This is a genomic window from Pseudomonas sp. BS-2016 (genome assembly GCF_001806145.1).
Lineage (GTDB): Bacteria > Pseudomonadota > Gammaproteobacteria > Pseudomonadales > Pseudomonadaceae > Aquipseudomonas > Aquipseudomonas lundensis.
The window spans coordinates 210,059-226,161 of the sequence record NZ_MLCT01000015.1 but is presented as its reverse complement, the minus strand read 5'-3'; the positions used below and the strand labels follow the sequence as shown (position 1 = coordinate 226,161).

11 protein-coding genes are annotated in these 16,103 nt (G+C 60.0%); 3 read left to right on the top strand and 8 right to left on the bottom strand.

Features of this window, described 5'->3' with window-relative positions; all coding sequences use genetic code 11:
- Positions 1 to 70: 70 nt before the first annotated feature.
- From BKD70_RS06450 to BKD70_RS06430, 5 genes are all read right to left on the bottom strand, one after another.
- Positions 71 to 2,500, bottom strand: a complete 2,430-nt coding sequence (locus BKD70_RS06450; RefSeq protein WP_047273915.1) for a glucose/quinate/shikimate family membrane-bound PQQ-dependent dehydrogenase — start codon at positions 2,498 to 2,500, stop codon at positions 71 to 73.
- Between the two features lie 138 nt (positions 2,501 to 2,638).
- Positions 2,639 to 4,021: a carbohydrate porin gene (locus BKD70_RS06445; protein WP_047273917.1), complete on the bottom strand. Its 1,383-nt coding sequence runs from the start codon at positions 4,019 to 4,021 to the stop codon at positions 2,639 to 2,641.
- A 426-nt stretch (positions 4,022 to 4,447) separates the two neighbouring features.
- Entirely contained in the window at positions 4,448 to 5,299 is an 852-nt protein-coding gene (locus BKD70_RS06440; protein ID WP_047273919.1) for a TauD/TfdA family dioxygenase, read from the bottom strand.
- Positions 5,300 to 5,347: 48 nt separating this feature from the next.
- Complete coding sequence (locus BKD70_RS06435; RefSeq protein ID WP_047273921.1) at positions 5,348 to 6,322, bottom strand: L-tyrosine/L-tryptophan isonitrile synthase family protein; 975 nt, start codon at positions 6,320 to 6,322, stop codon at positions 5,348 to 5,350.
- A 179-nt stretch (positions 6,323 to 6,501) separates the two neighbouring features.
- Positions 6,502 to 8,538 (bottom strand): TonB-dependent receptor, encoded by a 2,037-nt coding sequence (locus tag BKD70_RS06430; protein WP_047273924.1) that lies wholly within the window; start codon positions 8,536 to 8,538, stop codon positions 6,502 to 6,504.
- A gap of 223 nt (positions 8,539 to 8,761) precedes the next feature.
- Here BKD70_RS06430 and BKD70_RS06425 point away from each other — a divergent pair, with 223 nt between their 5' ends.
- Positions 8,762 to 8,992, top strand: coding sequence for a VF530 family DNA-binding protein (locus tag BKD70_RS06425; RefSeq protein ID WP_047273926.1), 231 nt, complete (start codon positions 8,762 to 8,764; stop codon positions 8,990 to 8,992).
- A gap of 7 nt (positions 8,993 to 8,999) precedes the next feature.
- Positions 9,000 to 9,647 (top strand): Pr6Pr family membrane protein, encoded by a 648-nt coding sequence (locus BKD70_RS06420; protein WP_047273928.1) that lies wholly within the window; start codon positions 9,000 to 9,002, stop codon positions 9,645 to 9,647.
- Positions 9,648 to 9,698: 51 nt separating this feature from the next.
- On the opposite strand, the gene BKD70_RS06415 is transcribed toward BKD70_RS06420, so the two are convergent.
- The 3 genes from BKD70_RS06415 to BKD70_RS06405 form a co-directional block, all read right to left on the bottom strand.
- Positions 9,699 to 10,484, bottom strand: coding sequence for a siderophore-interacting protein (locus BKD70_RS06415; protein ID WP_047273930.1), 786 nt, complete (start codon positions 10,482 to 10,484; stop codon positions 9,699 to 9,701).
- Positions 10,481 to 11,062 (bottom strand): PadR family transcriptional regulator, encoded by a 582-nt coding sequence (locus BKD70_RS06410; RefSeq protein WP_047273932.1) that lies wholly within the window; start codon positions 11,060 to 11,062, stop codon positions 10,481 to 10,483. The genes BKD70_RS06415 and BKD70_RS06410 overlap by 4 nt, the downstream gene beginning before the upstream one ends.
- Positions 11,063 to 11,195: 133 nt before the next feature.
- Entirely contained in the window at positions 11,196 to 14,294 is a 3,099-nt protein-coding gene (locus tag BKD70_RS06405; protein WP_047273934.1) for a transglycosylase domain-containing protein, read from the bottom strand.
- A gap of 369 nt (positions 14,295 to 14,663) precedes the next feature.
- Here BKD70_RS06405 and BKD70_RS06400 point away from each other — a divergent pair, with 369 nt between their 5' ends.
- A complete protein-coding gene (locus tag BKD70_RS06400) occupies positions 14,664 to 16,094 on the top strand; it encodes an amino acid permease (RefSeq protein WP_047273936.1) in 1,431 nt (476 codons plus the stop codon).
- The last annotated feature ends 9 nt before the right edge of the window (positions 16,095 to 16,103 follow it).

Sequence of the window (16,103 nt, the reverse complement as noted above, 5' to 3'; positions counted from 1 at the left end):
TAGCACCTTGCACCCACAAAAAAAGCGGCTATCTCTCGATAGCCGCTTCTCTTTTAACGAGCCGTGTTACTTAGTCGGCCAGTTTGAACGCCATGATGTAGTCACCTTTTTTGGTGCCCAGACCGCCGTGACCGCCCGCCATGACGACGACGTATTGCGTGCCGTCCTTGCCGGTGTAGGTCATCGGGGTGGTCTGACCGCCTGCTGGCAGGCGACCTTCCCACAGCTGCTTGCCGTTACGGACGTCGTAGGCACGCAGGTACTGGTCGAGGGTGCCGCTCAGGAAGGCTACGCCACCTGCGGTGGTGAAGGTCCCGCCCAGGCTTGGAACGCCCATCGACAGTGGGATCGGTACCGGCGAGCTGTCACGCACGGTGCCGTTTTTGTGTTTCCAGATCACGTTGTTGTTGGTCAGGTCGACCGCTGCAACGTAACCCCATGCCGGTGCCTGGCAAGGCAGGCCCAACGGGGACAACAGAGGCTCAAGGATGACGCCGTAGGGCGCGCCTTTGTTCGGTTGTACGCCGGAGGTCTCGCCTTTACGCGGGCCCATTGCCGCCACTTCCGCCTGGGGAACCAGTTTGGAGGTGAAGGCCATGTAGCTCGGGTTCAGGAAGGCAATTTGACGGATCGGGTCAACCGAGATGCCGCCCCAGTCGAACACGCCAAAGTTGCCCGGATAAACGATCGAACCTTGCAGCGATGGCGGGGTGTACATGCCGTCGTAACGCAGGGATTTGAAGTTGATCCGGCACAGCATTTGGTCAAACGGTGTCACGCCCCACATGTCACGCTCGGTCAGTTCCGGCGGAATCATGTTCAGGTCCGAACGTGGCTGGGTCGGTGCGGTGTGGTCGCCTTCTACAGCGCCGCCCGGAGCTGGCAGTTCACGGATCGGTACGATGTCTTCGCCGGTACGACGGTCAACAACGTAGATGCTGCCTTGTTTGGTGGACGCCAGCAGAGCCGGTTTCACGCCATCAGCTGTTTTCAGGTCCATCAGGGTCGGTTGACCGCCCACGTCCATGTCCCACAGGTCATGGTGCGTGAACTGACGATACCAACGGACTTTACCGGTGTTGATGTCCAGCGCAGTTACGCCGGCGCTGTAACGCTCGGAGTCTTCGGTACGGTCGCCGCCATATTGGTCAGGCATTTGGTTGCCCATCGGCAGGTACAGCATGCCGAGGTTTTCATCGACCGCGAACATCGACCACATGTTAGGCGAGTTGCGGGTGTAGGTCTGGCCTTCAGCAATCGGCGTGGTGTTTTGCGGATTGCCGCTGTCCCAGTTCCATACCAGCTTGCCGGTACGTACGTCGTACGCACGGATCACGCCCGACGGCTCGTCAGTGGAGATGTTGTCGGTCACGTGGCCGCCGATCACGACCAGATCTTTGGTCACGGCAGGTGGCGACGTGGAGTAGTAACCGCCCGGTGCAAAGCTACCGATGTTGTGGCGCAGATCGACGGCACCGTGGTCACCGAACTCTTCGCACACTTTACCGGTGTCGGCGTTCAGCGCGATCAGACGGGTGTCGGCAGTCGGCAGGAACAGGCGACGCGGGCACGAGTTGCTGGCGGTCGCCGTGGCTGCTTCAGCCGCTGGCTCGGCAGCGCTCTGCTCGGTGGCGGTGTTGGCATAGGCCGCTTCGTCGTGATAGCTCACGCCACGGCAGGTCATGTGGGCCCAACCTTTGAAGTTTTCAGCGTTCTGCGTGCTGATCTTCGGGTCGTAACGCCAGATTTCCTTGCCGGTGTCCGGATCAAGGGCAATCACCTGACTGTGTGGGGTACACACGTACAGCATGCCGTTGACTTTCAGCGGGGTGTTCTCGGCCGTGGTTTCGCCCGGATCGCCTTCGCCCGGGATGTCACCGGTACGGAATGTCCACGCAGGTACCAGCTTGTGGGCGTTTTCCGGGGTGATTTCTTTCAGCGGCGAGTAGCGGTCGCCATGGGCAGTACGCCCGTAGGACTGCCAGTCACCGTCCGGCATGGCCGGTGCGGTGTTGGTCATGCCTGGAACGGCATCGCGGTCCAGTTCGCCTTTGATTTCGCCGGGGCTGGTGAATTGGCTGGCCAGTGCAGCCAGGCCTGCCAGTACCACGGCGACGCTCAGTGCGCCCGTCGTGACCGGCGCCGATTGGCTGCCCGTCAGCGGACGACGGAACCAAGGCAGTAGCAGTACGATACCGATCGCAAACCACAGGGCCAGGCGCGGTACCAATTGCCACCAGTCCAGGCCCACTTCCATCAGTGCCCACACCGTGCTGGCGAACAGCACGATTGCGTACAAGCCAAGCGCCGCGCGGCGTCCCGCCATCAGCAATGCGCCCGACAGACCGAAGCCGATACCTGCCAGCAGGTAGTACAACGACCCGCCCAGCGTGACCAGCTTGATACCCCCGACCAGCATGGCCAGGCCCATTAGCAGCAGCAGGATACCGAGCAACGTCGGTAACAGGCGGCTACGACTTGAAGCACCTTCAGTGCTCATAGTGTGGTTCTCCGTTACGTTGATAGTGTCCCCGCGCAGGCCCTGCAGAACGCAGCGCCAGGCGGGTGCGAATCAGTGAAATAAGTCCTTGTGAGTCAGCTTCAAGCTTCGTGCTCGTCGCGAGAGTCCGTCCCAGAATCAGAACGAGCTTTGAATCTTCAGACCGCCGATCAACGCGTCGTCCAGGTGGCTCACGCCGCCGGGGTGCCGGATGTATTGCAGGTTCGGTCGAACGGTCAGCCAGTTGGTCACGTGCACGCCGTAGTAGAGTTCGGCGCTGTATTCAGTGTCCTGGGGTGGCAGGTAATCGGCGTTGTCGAAATCGTAGACAGCACGGGCCTGATTGGTCGCCTGGGCGTTTTTGCGGTACGCCGGGTTGACGTGAACCCGTGCCATGGCAAAGCCGATATCGTCTTTGGCGCGTGAATCGAATACGCCTTTGTAAACGATGCCCGCCTGAACATAGTTATCGATAGGGTTGGTTTTCTTGTCGTGCACGGTGGCATTGGCGAACACACTCAAGCCCCTCGACTGATCGCTGGCGCGGCTGGTGAGTTGCTGCTGCACACCCAACCACATGCCGTGCTTGCTCGAACTGCTGCGATAGGCTTCGCCGCTCAAGGCTGCCGGCTGGCCATTGGCATCTTTGTAAACATCTGTTGCCTTGGCACTACTGTAGTAGTAACCGGCACGATATTCCCCTGGCAGGCCGTTGATTTTTGGCGTCCACACCAACTCAACCGGCAACACCGCACCTTGGGTGCCGCTGCCGCTGAGCTTGAAACCATTGCCGCGATCGAGGTTGGACGGGTTCTGCTCGTAAGCACCGACCTGCGCATACAGCTCAGGGGTCAGGTGATATTTGACGCGCAACGCCCACTGGCTGACGGGCCAGTTGTACCAGATGCTGCCAGCCCAGTTACCGACTTGCGAGCCGCAGAACGCGAGGTTCTGGAAGTCGCACGGGAAGCTGTTGAAATCTTCGCCCTGACCAAAGCGGCCGACTTTGATGTCGAGCTTCTGGTCAAAAAATTTCTGCTGATACCACATCTGCGTCAGGCGAGTGGTCTGGCCGCGGCCCCAGACTTCCTGAGCGGAGGTGAACCCGCCCACGCGCGGGTCATTGATGCGGTCGTTGCTGATGTTGTTGCCGCTGCGATGGGTGATCGTCAGCTGAAACTCGGCATCGCTCCACCCCAGAATCTTTTGCAGGTCCAGGTGCGTGCCCAGGCCGAACTGGTCGCTGTAGCGCGCGGTGCGGTCGTGGTCATAACCGCCATGCAGGTTGGAGCCTACCTCGCCTACGTAATCGAGGGAGAAGGCGTAGCCTTTTTGCTCCAGCTCGCTACGGGTGCCATTCCAGTCACCGAGCATCCATTTGGAATCGCTGTCGAAAGCAGGGGCCGCGTTGACGCAGGTGGCCAGCCCCAGAGCGGTGAGTCCGCCCATCAGGTTCACGGCTTTTTGCCCGGCAATAGGAAACAACGCACTGTGTTTGCGCAAAATCTGAAATTTGGACATAGGTTGAGGTTGCGAGTCTTTGTAGGTATGGCTGTGGCTGTGGTAGCGCTGTCTTGAGAAAAACAGTGCTAGCCCTTCTGGATTTGGAGGCGGAATGAATCGGTTCAGCCTCTACAAATGGAATGATAAAGTGCTGTAACGTTTTGAAACAGCACTTTAAATGACATGGATCATTTCGTAATTGGTAACAGTGTGCTGCGACCGATCGTCTCAGGGCTTTACGGCCCTGTATTTGCTGGCTTTGCCGGGTCAGGGCGGCGAACGCATGCGGGGTGAAAAAAACTTCGTCGATCTCCCTCGCACGGAGACGAAATGGGGCGCAGGCAGTGTTTTTTACACGTCTTGGGTTAATGACTGCGTCGCCGGGTAGCGCGCCAGGCCCCGACCTCGCTCATCGCCAAACGCGACGATGAGCGAGGTTGCGGCTTAGCCCTGTGGTTGCAGGGCGCTGTTATGGCAAACGGGATTGGCGTGAATATGCACGCGTTGCAGATGCCGTGCGGAGCGCGCGGTGAAGGCTTCGCGCCCGTGCAACAGGGAAAAGTTGTCGGCGATCACCACGTCGTTTTGTTGCCACGCATGCCGGTAGTAAACGCGCGGGTCATGCAGCCGGGCCTGCAAGTCCTCCTCGAACCCTTGCACCTGTTCAGGGCTGAGGCCGTGGTAGTGCAATGCATGGCGGTTGAGGAACCGTACGTCATCCTGAGCCGGTTCGTTGTAACGCAAGACGGTTTGGCCGGTACGCGGATGCTCCACCAGCAAGGGCGAGCACACCTGTCCGCCGTAATGCACCACTTGGCGAATTCGGTAGGTCACGCTGATGCGGCGCCAACGTTCGATCACGGCTTTGGGCGTGCGCGCCAGCAATCCTTGGGTATCCAGAAACGTCGTACGACCTCCTTCATCTTCGCCGGGTGCAAAGAGGCAATTGAACAACTGAAACTCAGGAATTGTCGGCTTATACATGCCATCCCAATGCAGCGGAACCAGGCTGTGATCAAAAATATGGTCGGTGGCGTCCGGGTGTTCCTTGACGTCAAGCACGGCGCCAAAGGGCCACATCTTGATCTCACCCCATTGCTCGGCAAAGCGGGTGAAGCTGGCTGAATCGACGAAGGTCGGAGCAAATCCGCGCAGGATCAGTAAGTGGTGCTCGCGCGCCAGCTGTTTGAGTACTTCAACGTCCAGTTGTTCAGCCGTTTGCCCCGCAAAGCCGGGGGTGATCAGTAAACCAAAGGGTGCGTGAAGGCTGGCCTTGAAAGCGTGTGTGTTTTCCATAACGGGTTACCGGAGTCAGAGGGTGAACGTTCAGACGCAGGGGGCGGCTCACGCGTGTGCGACGGACTTTCGCGAGTCCAGCGTGTAGTGGCTGTGCTTGCCATCCACCCAGACCGGTTCGGCGTTCAACTCCACGGCTTCGGTCTTTTTCATCAGCAAGAATGTCCCGTCCACTTCGACAGCCGTGCCGTGCCACGGGGTTAGCCAGTCATCTTTAGTGGGCAGCATGTGAATGCCCATTTTCAGGCTCGATGCCGGTTGCGGATGAATGGACAGGCGGATGGCATCCGGGAAGCACTGCGCCAGTAAATTGCCCCAGGCCCAACTGCTTTGAATCACCCCATAGGCGCGCTGTCGAGCGTCCCGCTGCAGTGCCGTTTTGGAGCCCTGGTAGTCGGGCATCAAGCCGTCTTCAAACATAAACCGCGTAATGGCCCGGTACAGGCGGGTGCCGTCTTCATCGTTGATCAGGAACGTGCGGATGTCTTCCAGCGGGTCTGCATAGCCTTGCAACAAGGTGCTGCGCAGCACGTCATAGTCATCAGTCAAGGCGGCGAACTCGTCGATATCCCCCAGGTTCAACACGTCCAGGCAGCTCAACTGCTCATCGTGAATCAATGCTTTGATCTTTCCTTGATAGGTGTTGATCGTGTCGTCATTGACGTTGATCAGGTCAGAAAAGACGTGCCCATCCGAGCAGATGGTCAGCCTCGCGCCTGGCGCATAGTGGGCTTTGATGTTCTCGCACAGCGCGTTGAGAAACGTCAGCGCCAGTTTTTCAGCCATGTCCGGCACGGTGCCGAGCACTTTGTTGGGGTTCGGGGATTTGGCGGGGAATGCCGGGAGGATGAAGTGAATCGGCAGATTGGCGCTGACAAATGTCTGAATGCGCGGCAATTGGGTGAGGATGACGAGTTCGTTTTCCAGGGATATATCTTGATCGCTACCGGAAAAACGACGTCTGTAGTGCAGGATTTCATGCAGAATTTTTGAGGCAGTGGTGTGACGATAGCTTCCGTTCATAGGGACTCCTGACGCTCCATGGATGTAACAGTGACACAGTGAGAACGGAGTGGGAGCGTAGCGATTCTGCGGGTGTTTGCTTTTATTTTTTTGCTCAGGTCATGACCTCATGCCCGATCCAGAGCTGTTGCCGAGCGCCTGCGGGCGTGGGCCGCAGGCGTTTTTGCTAGCCGCTTGCGTTAAAACGTCGTACGCAAGCCCACTTCAATGCTGCGGCCAGGGGCTGGTGCGATGTCTCGCAGAATCGAGCTGGCATAACGCACGGTCTGGTTGGTCAGGTTCTCGCCCTTGACGAATGCCAGCCATTGGCTGCCGCCCACATCAAAGTGATAACCGGCGCTGGCGCCCAACGTGGTGTAGCCGTCGGTGCCGGACTCGTTGTCCGGGACGCGCCCCTGATTGCTGGCGTGTTCGACGTCCACCCGCGCCTGCCAGCGGTCCAGCTCCCAGAGCAAACCGCTGCTCAGGCGCAAGGGGGCAATCCGCGGCAGGGCTTGGCCGGTGTCGAGGTTGGTGGCGCGGGTGTAATCGCCCGACAGTTCCAGTGCAAATTTACCGTAGGCGCTTTCGCCCAGCTTCCAGTGATCTTTCGCTTCAAACCCGGTGAAACGTGCGCGAACCCCGGAGTAGGTGTATTCGGGCATGCCATCAGCGTCAGGTTCGCCTTCGTCATTGAGCGTGCGACCTGTGCCCAGAAGGCCGATGTAATGGGAGAAATGGCTGTAGAACACGCCAACGCTGCCTGTGTGGGTGCCGTTGTCAAAACGCAGTGCCAAGTCGCTGGAGACGGCTTTTTCTTTCGACAGGTTGGCGTTGCCCACTTCATAGGTGCCGGTGGCCACGTGTGCCCCGTTGGCGTACAGCTCGTAGAACGTCGGGGCGCGCTCGGTGTAGCCCAGCGTGGCTGCCAGCGACCAGACCGGCGTCAGGCTAAAGACTGCGCCTGAAGAGACGCTGCCAGCGGTGAAGTTTTTTGAGCTGTCCGCTGCGCTGAAGCGCTCATTGCCTTTGGCGTCCGGGTCAACCACCGTGTGCTCCAGTCGTCCGCCCAGGCTGAGTGTGAGGCGGTCGGTGGCCTGAAGCTCTTCGAGAATGAATAGCGCGCCGCTGTGGGTGTCGGTGTGCGGGACGAACGCTTCCTCGCCCAAGGCAGAAAACTCATTGCGATTGACCTGTGCACCCACCACTCCATTAAGAGGGCCCAGGGGTACGTGCCTGGCCTCTATCCGGGCTTCATACCCCTTGTTTTTAAAGGTGGTGCCGACTTCGCCGTCTTCGATTTCACGGTGCTCATAGTCGGTATAGCCCGCGTTGAATTTCAGTGAGCTGAAGGGGCCTTGCAGGTTGCGCAGCTCTGAGGCGAACGCGTAGTGGTCCTGTTTCATGCGGATGCGCACATCCTGCTCCGCTGGCGAACCGTAGTTGGCGTCGTAGTTGCTGTAGGACAGGCCCGCGTATCCGTCGTCCCACGTGTAGGAACCGCCGACAGCACCGCCATCCTGTCGGCCATTGCTGTTGCCCAGACGGCCTTTCTTCTCGTCGCCGTCTTCGCTTTGCGGTGCATGACGGCTGCGTGCGTAGCCGGGGATTTTCAGGTCATTGAAGGTCCGTGCATTCGCGTCCAGGTGCAAGGCGAAGCTGCCATCGCCGGCTTCGAGTTTGCCTGCGCTGCTGCGCGTTGTGGCTGCGCCGCCATAACGCAGTTCCCCGGCACCCTGAATGCCCTCAATGGCCTCGGTGGGGATGCGATTGTCAAAGGTGTTGACCACCCCGCCAATCGCATTGCCGCCGTACAGCAGGGCAGCGGGGCCGCGCACTATTTCAATCCGTTCGACGTTGACCGGGTCCAGCGGCACGGCGTGGTCATAGGACAGTGACGAGGCATCCAGCGCGCCCACCCCATTGCGCAGTAGGCGGATACGGTCGCCATCGAGGCCGCGAATGATCGGGCGGCTGGCGCCCGGCCCAAAGTAGGACGACGACACGCCGGGTTGCTTGTTCAGGGTTTCACCCAGGCTGCCTTGCTGTTGCAGGGTCAGGTCGTCACCTTCGAGCACGGTGGTCGGGGACGCCAGTTGACTGCTGCCCAGCGGGTTGCCGGTAATCACTTGGGGTTGCAGTTCCAAAGCGTAGGCGGGAGAGGCGATGAGCAGAGCGGCGGCCAACGGGGTGAGGGGTAAACGGCGAAGAGGGCGGGGCAAAGCAGGGGACGACATTGCAAGTTCCTTGGCAAGGTGGGCAGCGAAAAACGGACGCGGCGTACGCGCTATCGGGATAATAATAGTTACAATATAACATCGCTTTAATGGTCGCCAAGGGGAACTTTCATCCCGTATGCCCACTCAGGGCTAAACTGCGGCAGGGCACTCGCACTTCCCCCTGAGGCAGCGCTCGGCTAAGGTGCGCGGCTTTCCTTCTTTTGCTTACTTAAGGCTCGGCATGACTGAACCCAACAACGATCCCCTGCACGGCGTGACGCTCGAATACATCCTGACCGCGCTGGTGGCGCATTACGGGTGGGAAGGGCTGGCGCAACGCATTGATATTCGCTGCTTCAAGAGTGACCCGAGCATCAAGTCGAGCCTGACCTTCTTGCGTAAAACCCCTTGGGCGCGGGAAAAGGTTGAGAAGCTGTATGTGAAATACGCCCGCACCAAGCGCGATATTTGACGGCCCGATGACTTCTCGCCCGACGACATTCAGCGCAGCCACTGTACGCACGCTGTGCTCCTGGCTGGCGATCCTCGGCTGGAGCGGCTTGGCGATTCAGCTCGACCTGATCCTGATGGCGCGCTGGACGTCAGGCGCCAGCCTGTTGGGCGGGCTGGTGAATTACTTCGGTTTCTTCACCATCCTCACCAACACCCTGGCCGCAGCGGTATTGACCTGCCAAGCCACGCGGCTTGACTCGGCGGGCAGGCGGTTTTTCCTGCAACCCAAGGTCAGCAGCGGAATTTGCGTGAGCATGATCGTGGTGGGCGTTGCCTACAGCCTGTTGTTGCGCAACCTTTGGCAACCCGAGGGGCTGCAATGGCTCGCCAATGAGCTGCTGCACGATGTGATGCCGGTGCTGTACGCGCTGTATTGGTGGTGGTGCGTGCCTAAAGGGGCGCTGCGTATCCGTCACATCGGGCTGTGGGTGCTGTACCCGCTCGTGTACTTCGGCTACATCCTGCTACGCGGGCATCTGTTAGGCGTCTACCCGTATCCGTTTGTGGATGTAGACAAGCTGGGCTACGCGCTGACGATCCTGAATGCCAGCGGCATATTGGCGGGGTTTATCGTCGTGGCCGTCATCGTGGTGGGGCTGGATCGCTGGAAGTAGGAGATGAGCGCCGGTGAATCATGGCGCTGTGCCAGCGATCCGCCAGGCGGTTTATTCTTCGGCGCTGGTGTCCAGCCGCCAGTAGCCAGCGGCTTTCACCCACTCGTCATTCAAACCATGGGTGTCGAGCAACACTCTGCGCACTTTGCGCGACAGTGCGCTTTCGGTCGCCACCCATGCGTACAAATGGCCTTCGGGCATCTTCAATTGCGCGACCGTTTTGAGCAGGTCTTCAGTGGCCTGATCGCGGTGGACCCAGATCACCTCAACGCTCGCGGCGCTTTGGAGCGGTTGTTCTTCTGCCGCATTTTCGACCTCAACCACCACCGTGGCCCGGCGGTTGGCCGGCAACTCTTCCAAACGGCGGGCGATGGCGGGCAGGGCCGTTTCGTCGCCGATCAGCAGATAACTGTCGAACATATCCGGCACCACCATTGAGCCCCGCGGGCCGCCGATGTGCAGGGTTTGGCCGGGTTGCGCCTGCGCCGCCCAAGTGGACGCAGGGCCGTCGCCGTGCAGCACGAAATCGATGTCCAGTTCGCCTGTCTTCAGATCAAAGCGACGCGGCGTGTAGTCGCGCATCGGTGGCAGGCTGCTGCTTTTCAGGCCGGCGCTCAGCTCCAGCCCTTCAAGTGACGCCTGTTCTTCAGCGGTTTGCGGGAAGAACAGCTTCACGTGGTCATCGCTGCCCAGGCTGATAAAACCGGCCAGCTCAGGCCCGCCGACGGTGATGCGGCGCATGCGCGGGGTCAGGTCGACGAGACGCAGTACCGTCAGTTTTCGGCGTTTGATTTCATGCATGACGCGGTGAATGGTCTGCGGCGTTGCGGCATTCATTGGGCATTCTCCTGCGTGGGCCGGGGAGTCACGGGGCCGTCGACGATGGCTTTGGCGGTGGTGTTGAGCAGGTCGCGAACGCGCAGGATTTCTTCCGGGTTCCAGCGGCCGTGGTGCATTTGCAGGGCGTGGCGCAGGTTGTGCACGGCCTCGTGGATTTCTTCCGGCCGGTCATGGCCGCGCAGCGAGCGCTTGCTCACGTCAATGCGCATCCGCACGCCGTCCAGCGCAATCGCCTGTTCAGTCAACGACTGGCGACCCGCCTCGGTGATGGCATAACGCTTTTTACCGCCTTCGGTTTCGCCCTGAATCATCTCGCTTTCTTCAAGGAACGTCAGGGTCGGGTAAATCACGCCGGGGCTTGGGCTGTACGCGCCCTCGAACAGGGTTTCGATCTGGCGGATCAGGTCATAGCCGTGGCAAGGCTGTTCGGCGATCAGGGCCAGCAGCAGCAATTTCAGATCGCCCGGGGCAAACACACGAGGGCCTCGTCCACCGCGTTCACGGCCGGGGCGCTTCTCGAAACCATCCGCGTGCACGCCATGCTCTCGGTGGTGGGGGTGATGATGTTCGCTCATGTTCTCTTCGCTCTCTGTATAAGTTAGATACAACTTAAGATATATCTTAAGAGTGTTCAAGCTGAAAGGATGAACGGTAACGATTCTCAAGTGAGCGCCGGCGTTTTTTCAGATGCGGGTGTTTGGGCAGGCGTTACAACTGCGCGGTGGGCGGATGACACAACGTGTGGGTGGCGGGTTGCAGATAGGGCGTGAGGATGGGCGCCATGCCTTTGAGCACTTGCACCGGCAACGCGGAGGTGAATGTGAAGGCTTCGGCCGAGCGGCCCGGCACAAACGCTGTCAGGGTGCCAAAGTGCTGTTCGCCGATGTAGAACACAAAGGTCGCCGTGCGGTTGATCGACTTGGAGCTGATAAGGCGCCCGCCAGCACCCATGCTTTCGATGCGGTTATCGCCGGTGCCGGTTTTGCCGCCCATGGCCAGCACAGCGCCGTCGGGTTGTTTAAAGCTGCCGGACACACGGCGTGCCGTACCGGCGTCCACCACCTGTGACAGGGCCTCGCGCAGTGCGTTGGCCACTTCACTGGGCATGACCCGCTCGCCTTTGTCCGGGTCATTGATCAGGCGGGTTTCGTAGGGGGTGTCGGCGGCGAAATGCAGGGTATCGATGCGCAACACCGGCAAACGCACGCCATCGTTCAAGATAATCCCCATCAGCTCGGAGAGCGCTGCCGGACGATCCCCCGAGCTGCCCAGCGCGGTGGCCAGTGAAGGCACCAAGTGATCAAACGGGTAGCCGACTTTCTGCCAGCGCTGGTGGATATCGAGGAACGCTTCAATCTCCAGCATCGTGCGAATCCGGCTGTCACGGGCACTCTTGTGTCGGCTTTTGAACAGCCAGCTGTAAACCTCCTGACGCTCAAACTGGCTGGCGGTGACGGCTTGCTGGAAGGTGGCTTGCGGGTTGTTCAGCAAATAGCCCATCAGCCACAGGTCCAGCGGGTGGACCTTGGCAATGTAGCCTTGATCCGGCAGGTCATACGCGCCAGGGCCGTAGCTTTGATAGAGCTTGGCCAGGCGCTCGTCAGGGACCTTGTCACTGCGTAAATGCGAACGCACGAAACTGTTGAAGGTCGCCTGATCGGCGCGCGGAAACAGATACCGGTGGACCGCCGCCATGCGAATAGGGGTGGGGTGCATGCTGTCCAGAAAGGTATCGAGGCGCGCCTGCGTGTCCTTGCCTTTGTACTTTTTCCAGAACTTGAGCATGTAGGTGGTGCCTTCACGGTCCGCAAAGCGCGCCAGGTATTCCTGCCGACGGGGGTTGAGGTCGTCCTTGAGCAGTTCTGCGCTGTTGCTCGGCGCCTGATACGTCGTGTAACGCACCACATCGCGCATCAGGCGCACAAACGGCAGGTTGATGGATTCACGGATCGCGTCACGCAGGGTCGGGTTGCGGCCATTGTCCTGAACGCGGAAGTTATTGAAGTGATGCATGCCGCCGCCGGTGAAAAAACGCTCCCCCGGATTTGCCGAATAGGTGCGGTTGAGCGCTGCATCGAGCATGCCGGCAAGGCTCGCGTTCGGGTCGCGGATCAAGTAGTCCACGGCCCAGCGGCTCAAGCGGTCTTGCTCATTGATCTGGACTTTCTTCAGGTTGGCGCTGGACTGGCCCCCGTAACGCTCATGCAACTCGGCGATGATTTGCAGGTAAGTGGTCATCACCCGCAGCTTGGCGGTCGAGCCCAGCTCCAGTTTGCTGCCTTCATTGATGTCGAACGGCTGGTCCGTGCTGTCGGTTTGCACCCGTGCGCGGGCGCCATCGGGCGTCAGCTCAAACAAGGTGAAGCTGTAACGCACCTGCGCCGTGCTGCTGGGGGTCAGCAACCGCTCGCCCAGCAGTCCGAGTTTGCCGGCAACAGCGGGGTCGGCCAGTTTGCGCAAGTATTCGCTGACCTGGCGCTGCAAGTCGTACTGCAAGGTGCTGGTGGCTGACAGGTCGAGGCGGTCAAGGTCATACAGCGGGCGTTGGAGCAGGGCCGACAAACGACCGCGGGCCACGCTGATGCCTTTGTTGGTTTCGATCGGCTGGATCGTCGGGGCGGTGTTCCAGTCCCGGTAAGCCACACGGCTGGCCAATGCCGCAGTGGTCAGTGCAGGGTTGATCACCTGATTCTGGGCCAGCAGGCGGATATGGCTGTCAGTCAGCACCGCCAGCTCGTCGCGGCCTTTGGCCAAATAATGCGAAGGTCGGCGTTGGGCAATCATCAGTGACAGCACTTCGCGCAGCGCCAACCCGCGTTGCGCCAGGCTTTGCGGGTCGCTGGCGGTGCTGGCCAGGTGCTGATTGACCTGGTTGAAATCGGCGCCGTACCAGACGCGCAAGCCCTCGGCCATACCGTGCACCTCGCCATGCCCGGGCACCGCCGACAACGGCACACTGTTGAGGTAGTCACGCACAATCGTCTGGCGTGCTTTTAAGGTGTCGGGGCCATCCTGATATGCGCGCACGCTGGCAGAAACCATCTGCCGCAGTTTTTCACTGCCCGACACGGTCAGCCCATCGGGGGAGTGCCGGTACTTTTCAAGCTGGGTGGCTAGCGTGCTGCCACCCGCTGACTGGCCGGGCAAGTGGAGTAATTTGGCCACCTGTGACCAGGCGGCCATGGCGAAGCGCGGCCAGTCCACCGCCGGGTTGGCCAACGGCTGGGCGGGGTCGAGCAAGTCGCGGTTTTCAATGAACAGCAAGCTCTGCACCACCACGGGCGGGATACTGGCGAAGTCGGAATACAGCTGCTGCGGGTAGTTGTAGTGGTACAGCGGCGCGCCCGAGCAATCCGTAATGGAGAGCCCGGCCTGAATTTTTTCCGAGTAGGGGACGAAAAACCCTTTCTTGCTGTAGCTCAACAGTTCTGGCGAGAAGCGAGTTTGCTCGGCAATCACGTAATCGCGTTTTAACAGGCGCGGCAAAAAGTCGCCCAGCGAGCTGTAACCCAAGCGCTTGTCGAACGGCCCTGCGCCGGGATACAGCATGGAGTCGCTGGCGCCCGCGTGCATCGAATAGTTCAGGGCTGCGGCAAAGCGACTGAACGCTTGCGCCTGTAGCCGGGAAGTGCGCACTTCTTTTTCGATGGCGAACCCCAGAACCACCAGCGCGATCAACAGCAGCACGCCCAACGCCATCCAGCCATAACGCCGCCCGCGGTGCCGTGGGGCCGGGGACGGGGCGTCCTCCACTGCCGTATCAGGCACTGCGAGTTTGCTGGAGGTTGAATGCCACAGTGCGCCCATAGTTGACCGATCCACGTGCGCATTTTGGCTGCGCTTGAATCAAGCGTAGACGGTGGGCCACGGGCACGAGAACTTTGTGTGCCGTTCTTCGCGTGGGATTTCCACCCGTTGCCCCACTTGCGGCTGTAAGGCGTTTGTCCCAAGAGTGTAGGGATAGAGCCTTCAAGTAAGGTAAATACGTCCTAGGTAGGGGCATGACTGTGCACCAACGCTGTGCAATACTCGCCGCCGATCTCAGTAGGGCATTTCCCTTTTGACCTGCCGACCCACGAGGTCCGGGCCGATCAAGAGGGGAGCCGGGCCACACGCCCGGCTTGATAGAGCGCCCGATTGATGCCACATCCAATAACAATATGAGGTTGTACTTTTATGCCAGTCGGCAACCACCAGCCCCACAGCGACACCGCTCAGGGCGGTCCGCTCAAGCGTGAACTGGGCGAGCGTCACATTCGCTTGATGGCGCTTGGCGCCTGTATCGGCGTCGGCCTGTTCCTGGGCTCGGCCAAGGCAATTGAAATGGCAGGCCCTGCCATCATGCTGTCGTACATCATCGGTGGCCTGGCCATTCTGGTGATCATGCGCGCGCTCGGCGAAATGGCCGTGCACAACCCGGTAGCCGGCTCGTTCAGCCGCTACGCACAAGATTATCTGGGCCCGTTGGCGGGCTTTTTGACGGGCTGGAACTACTGGTTCCTGTGGCTGGTGACCTGCGTCGCGGAAATCACGGCGGTGGCGGTGTACATGGGGATCTGGTTCCCGGATGTCCCGCGCTGGATCTGGGCGCTCGCGGCGCTGATCAGCATGGGCTCGATCAACCTGATCGCGGTCAAGGCGTTCGGTGAGTTCGAGTTCTGGTTTGCCCTGATCAAGATCGTGACCATCATTGCGATGGTGCTCGGTGGCATCGGTATCATCGCCTTCGGTTTTGGCAACGATGGCGTCGCGCTGGGTATTTCCAACCTGTGGACCCACGGCGGCTTCATGCCCAATGGCGTGCAGGGCGTGCTGATGTCCCTGCAAATGGTGATGTTTGCGTACCTGGGCGTTGAGATGATCGGCCTCACCGCCGGTGAAGCGAAAAACCCGCAAAAAACCATTCCGAGCGCGATTGGCTCGGTGTTCTGGCGCATTCTGTTGTTCTACGTGGGCGCGCTGTTCGTGATCCTGTCGATTTATCCATGGAACGAAATCGGCACCCAGGGCAGCCCGTTCGTGATGACCTTTGAGCGTCTGGGCATCAAGACCGCTGCCGGTATCATCAACTTCGTGGTCATTACGGCGGCATTGTCGTCGTGCAACGGCGGCATTTTCAGCACCGGGCGCATGCTCTATAGCCTGGCGCAGAATGGTCAGGCGCCTGCCAATTTCGGTACAACCTCCAAGAACGGCGTGCCGCGTCAGGCGTTGCTGCTGTCGATTGCGATGTTGCTGTTGGGCGTGGTGTTGAACTACCTGGCCCCGGAAAAAGTGTTTGTGTGGGTGACGGCCATCGCCACCTTCGGCGCGATCTGGACCTGGTTGATGATTCTGCTGGCGCAACTGCGCTTCCGCAAAAACCTGAGCCCGGAAGAAGCCGCCGCCCTCAAATACCGCATGTGGCTGTACCCGTACAGCTCCTATGCCGCTTTGGCGTTCTTGCTGTTGGTGGTCGGGCTGATGGCGTACTTCGTGGAGACACGCGTGGCGCTGTTTGTAGGGCCTGCGTTTCTGATCCTGCTGACCGTGCTGTTTTACGTGTTCAAGTTGCAGCCGACTCAGGTGAGCGAGCCGAACCCGGGCGCGCAGCTGAAAAAAAGCTGATGCACTGAC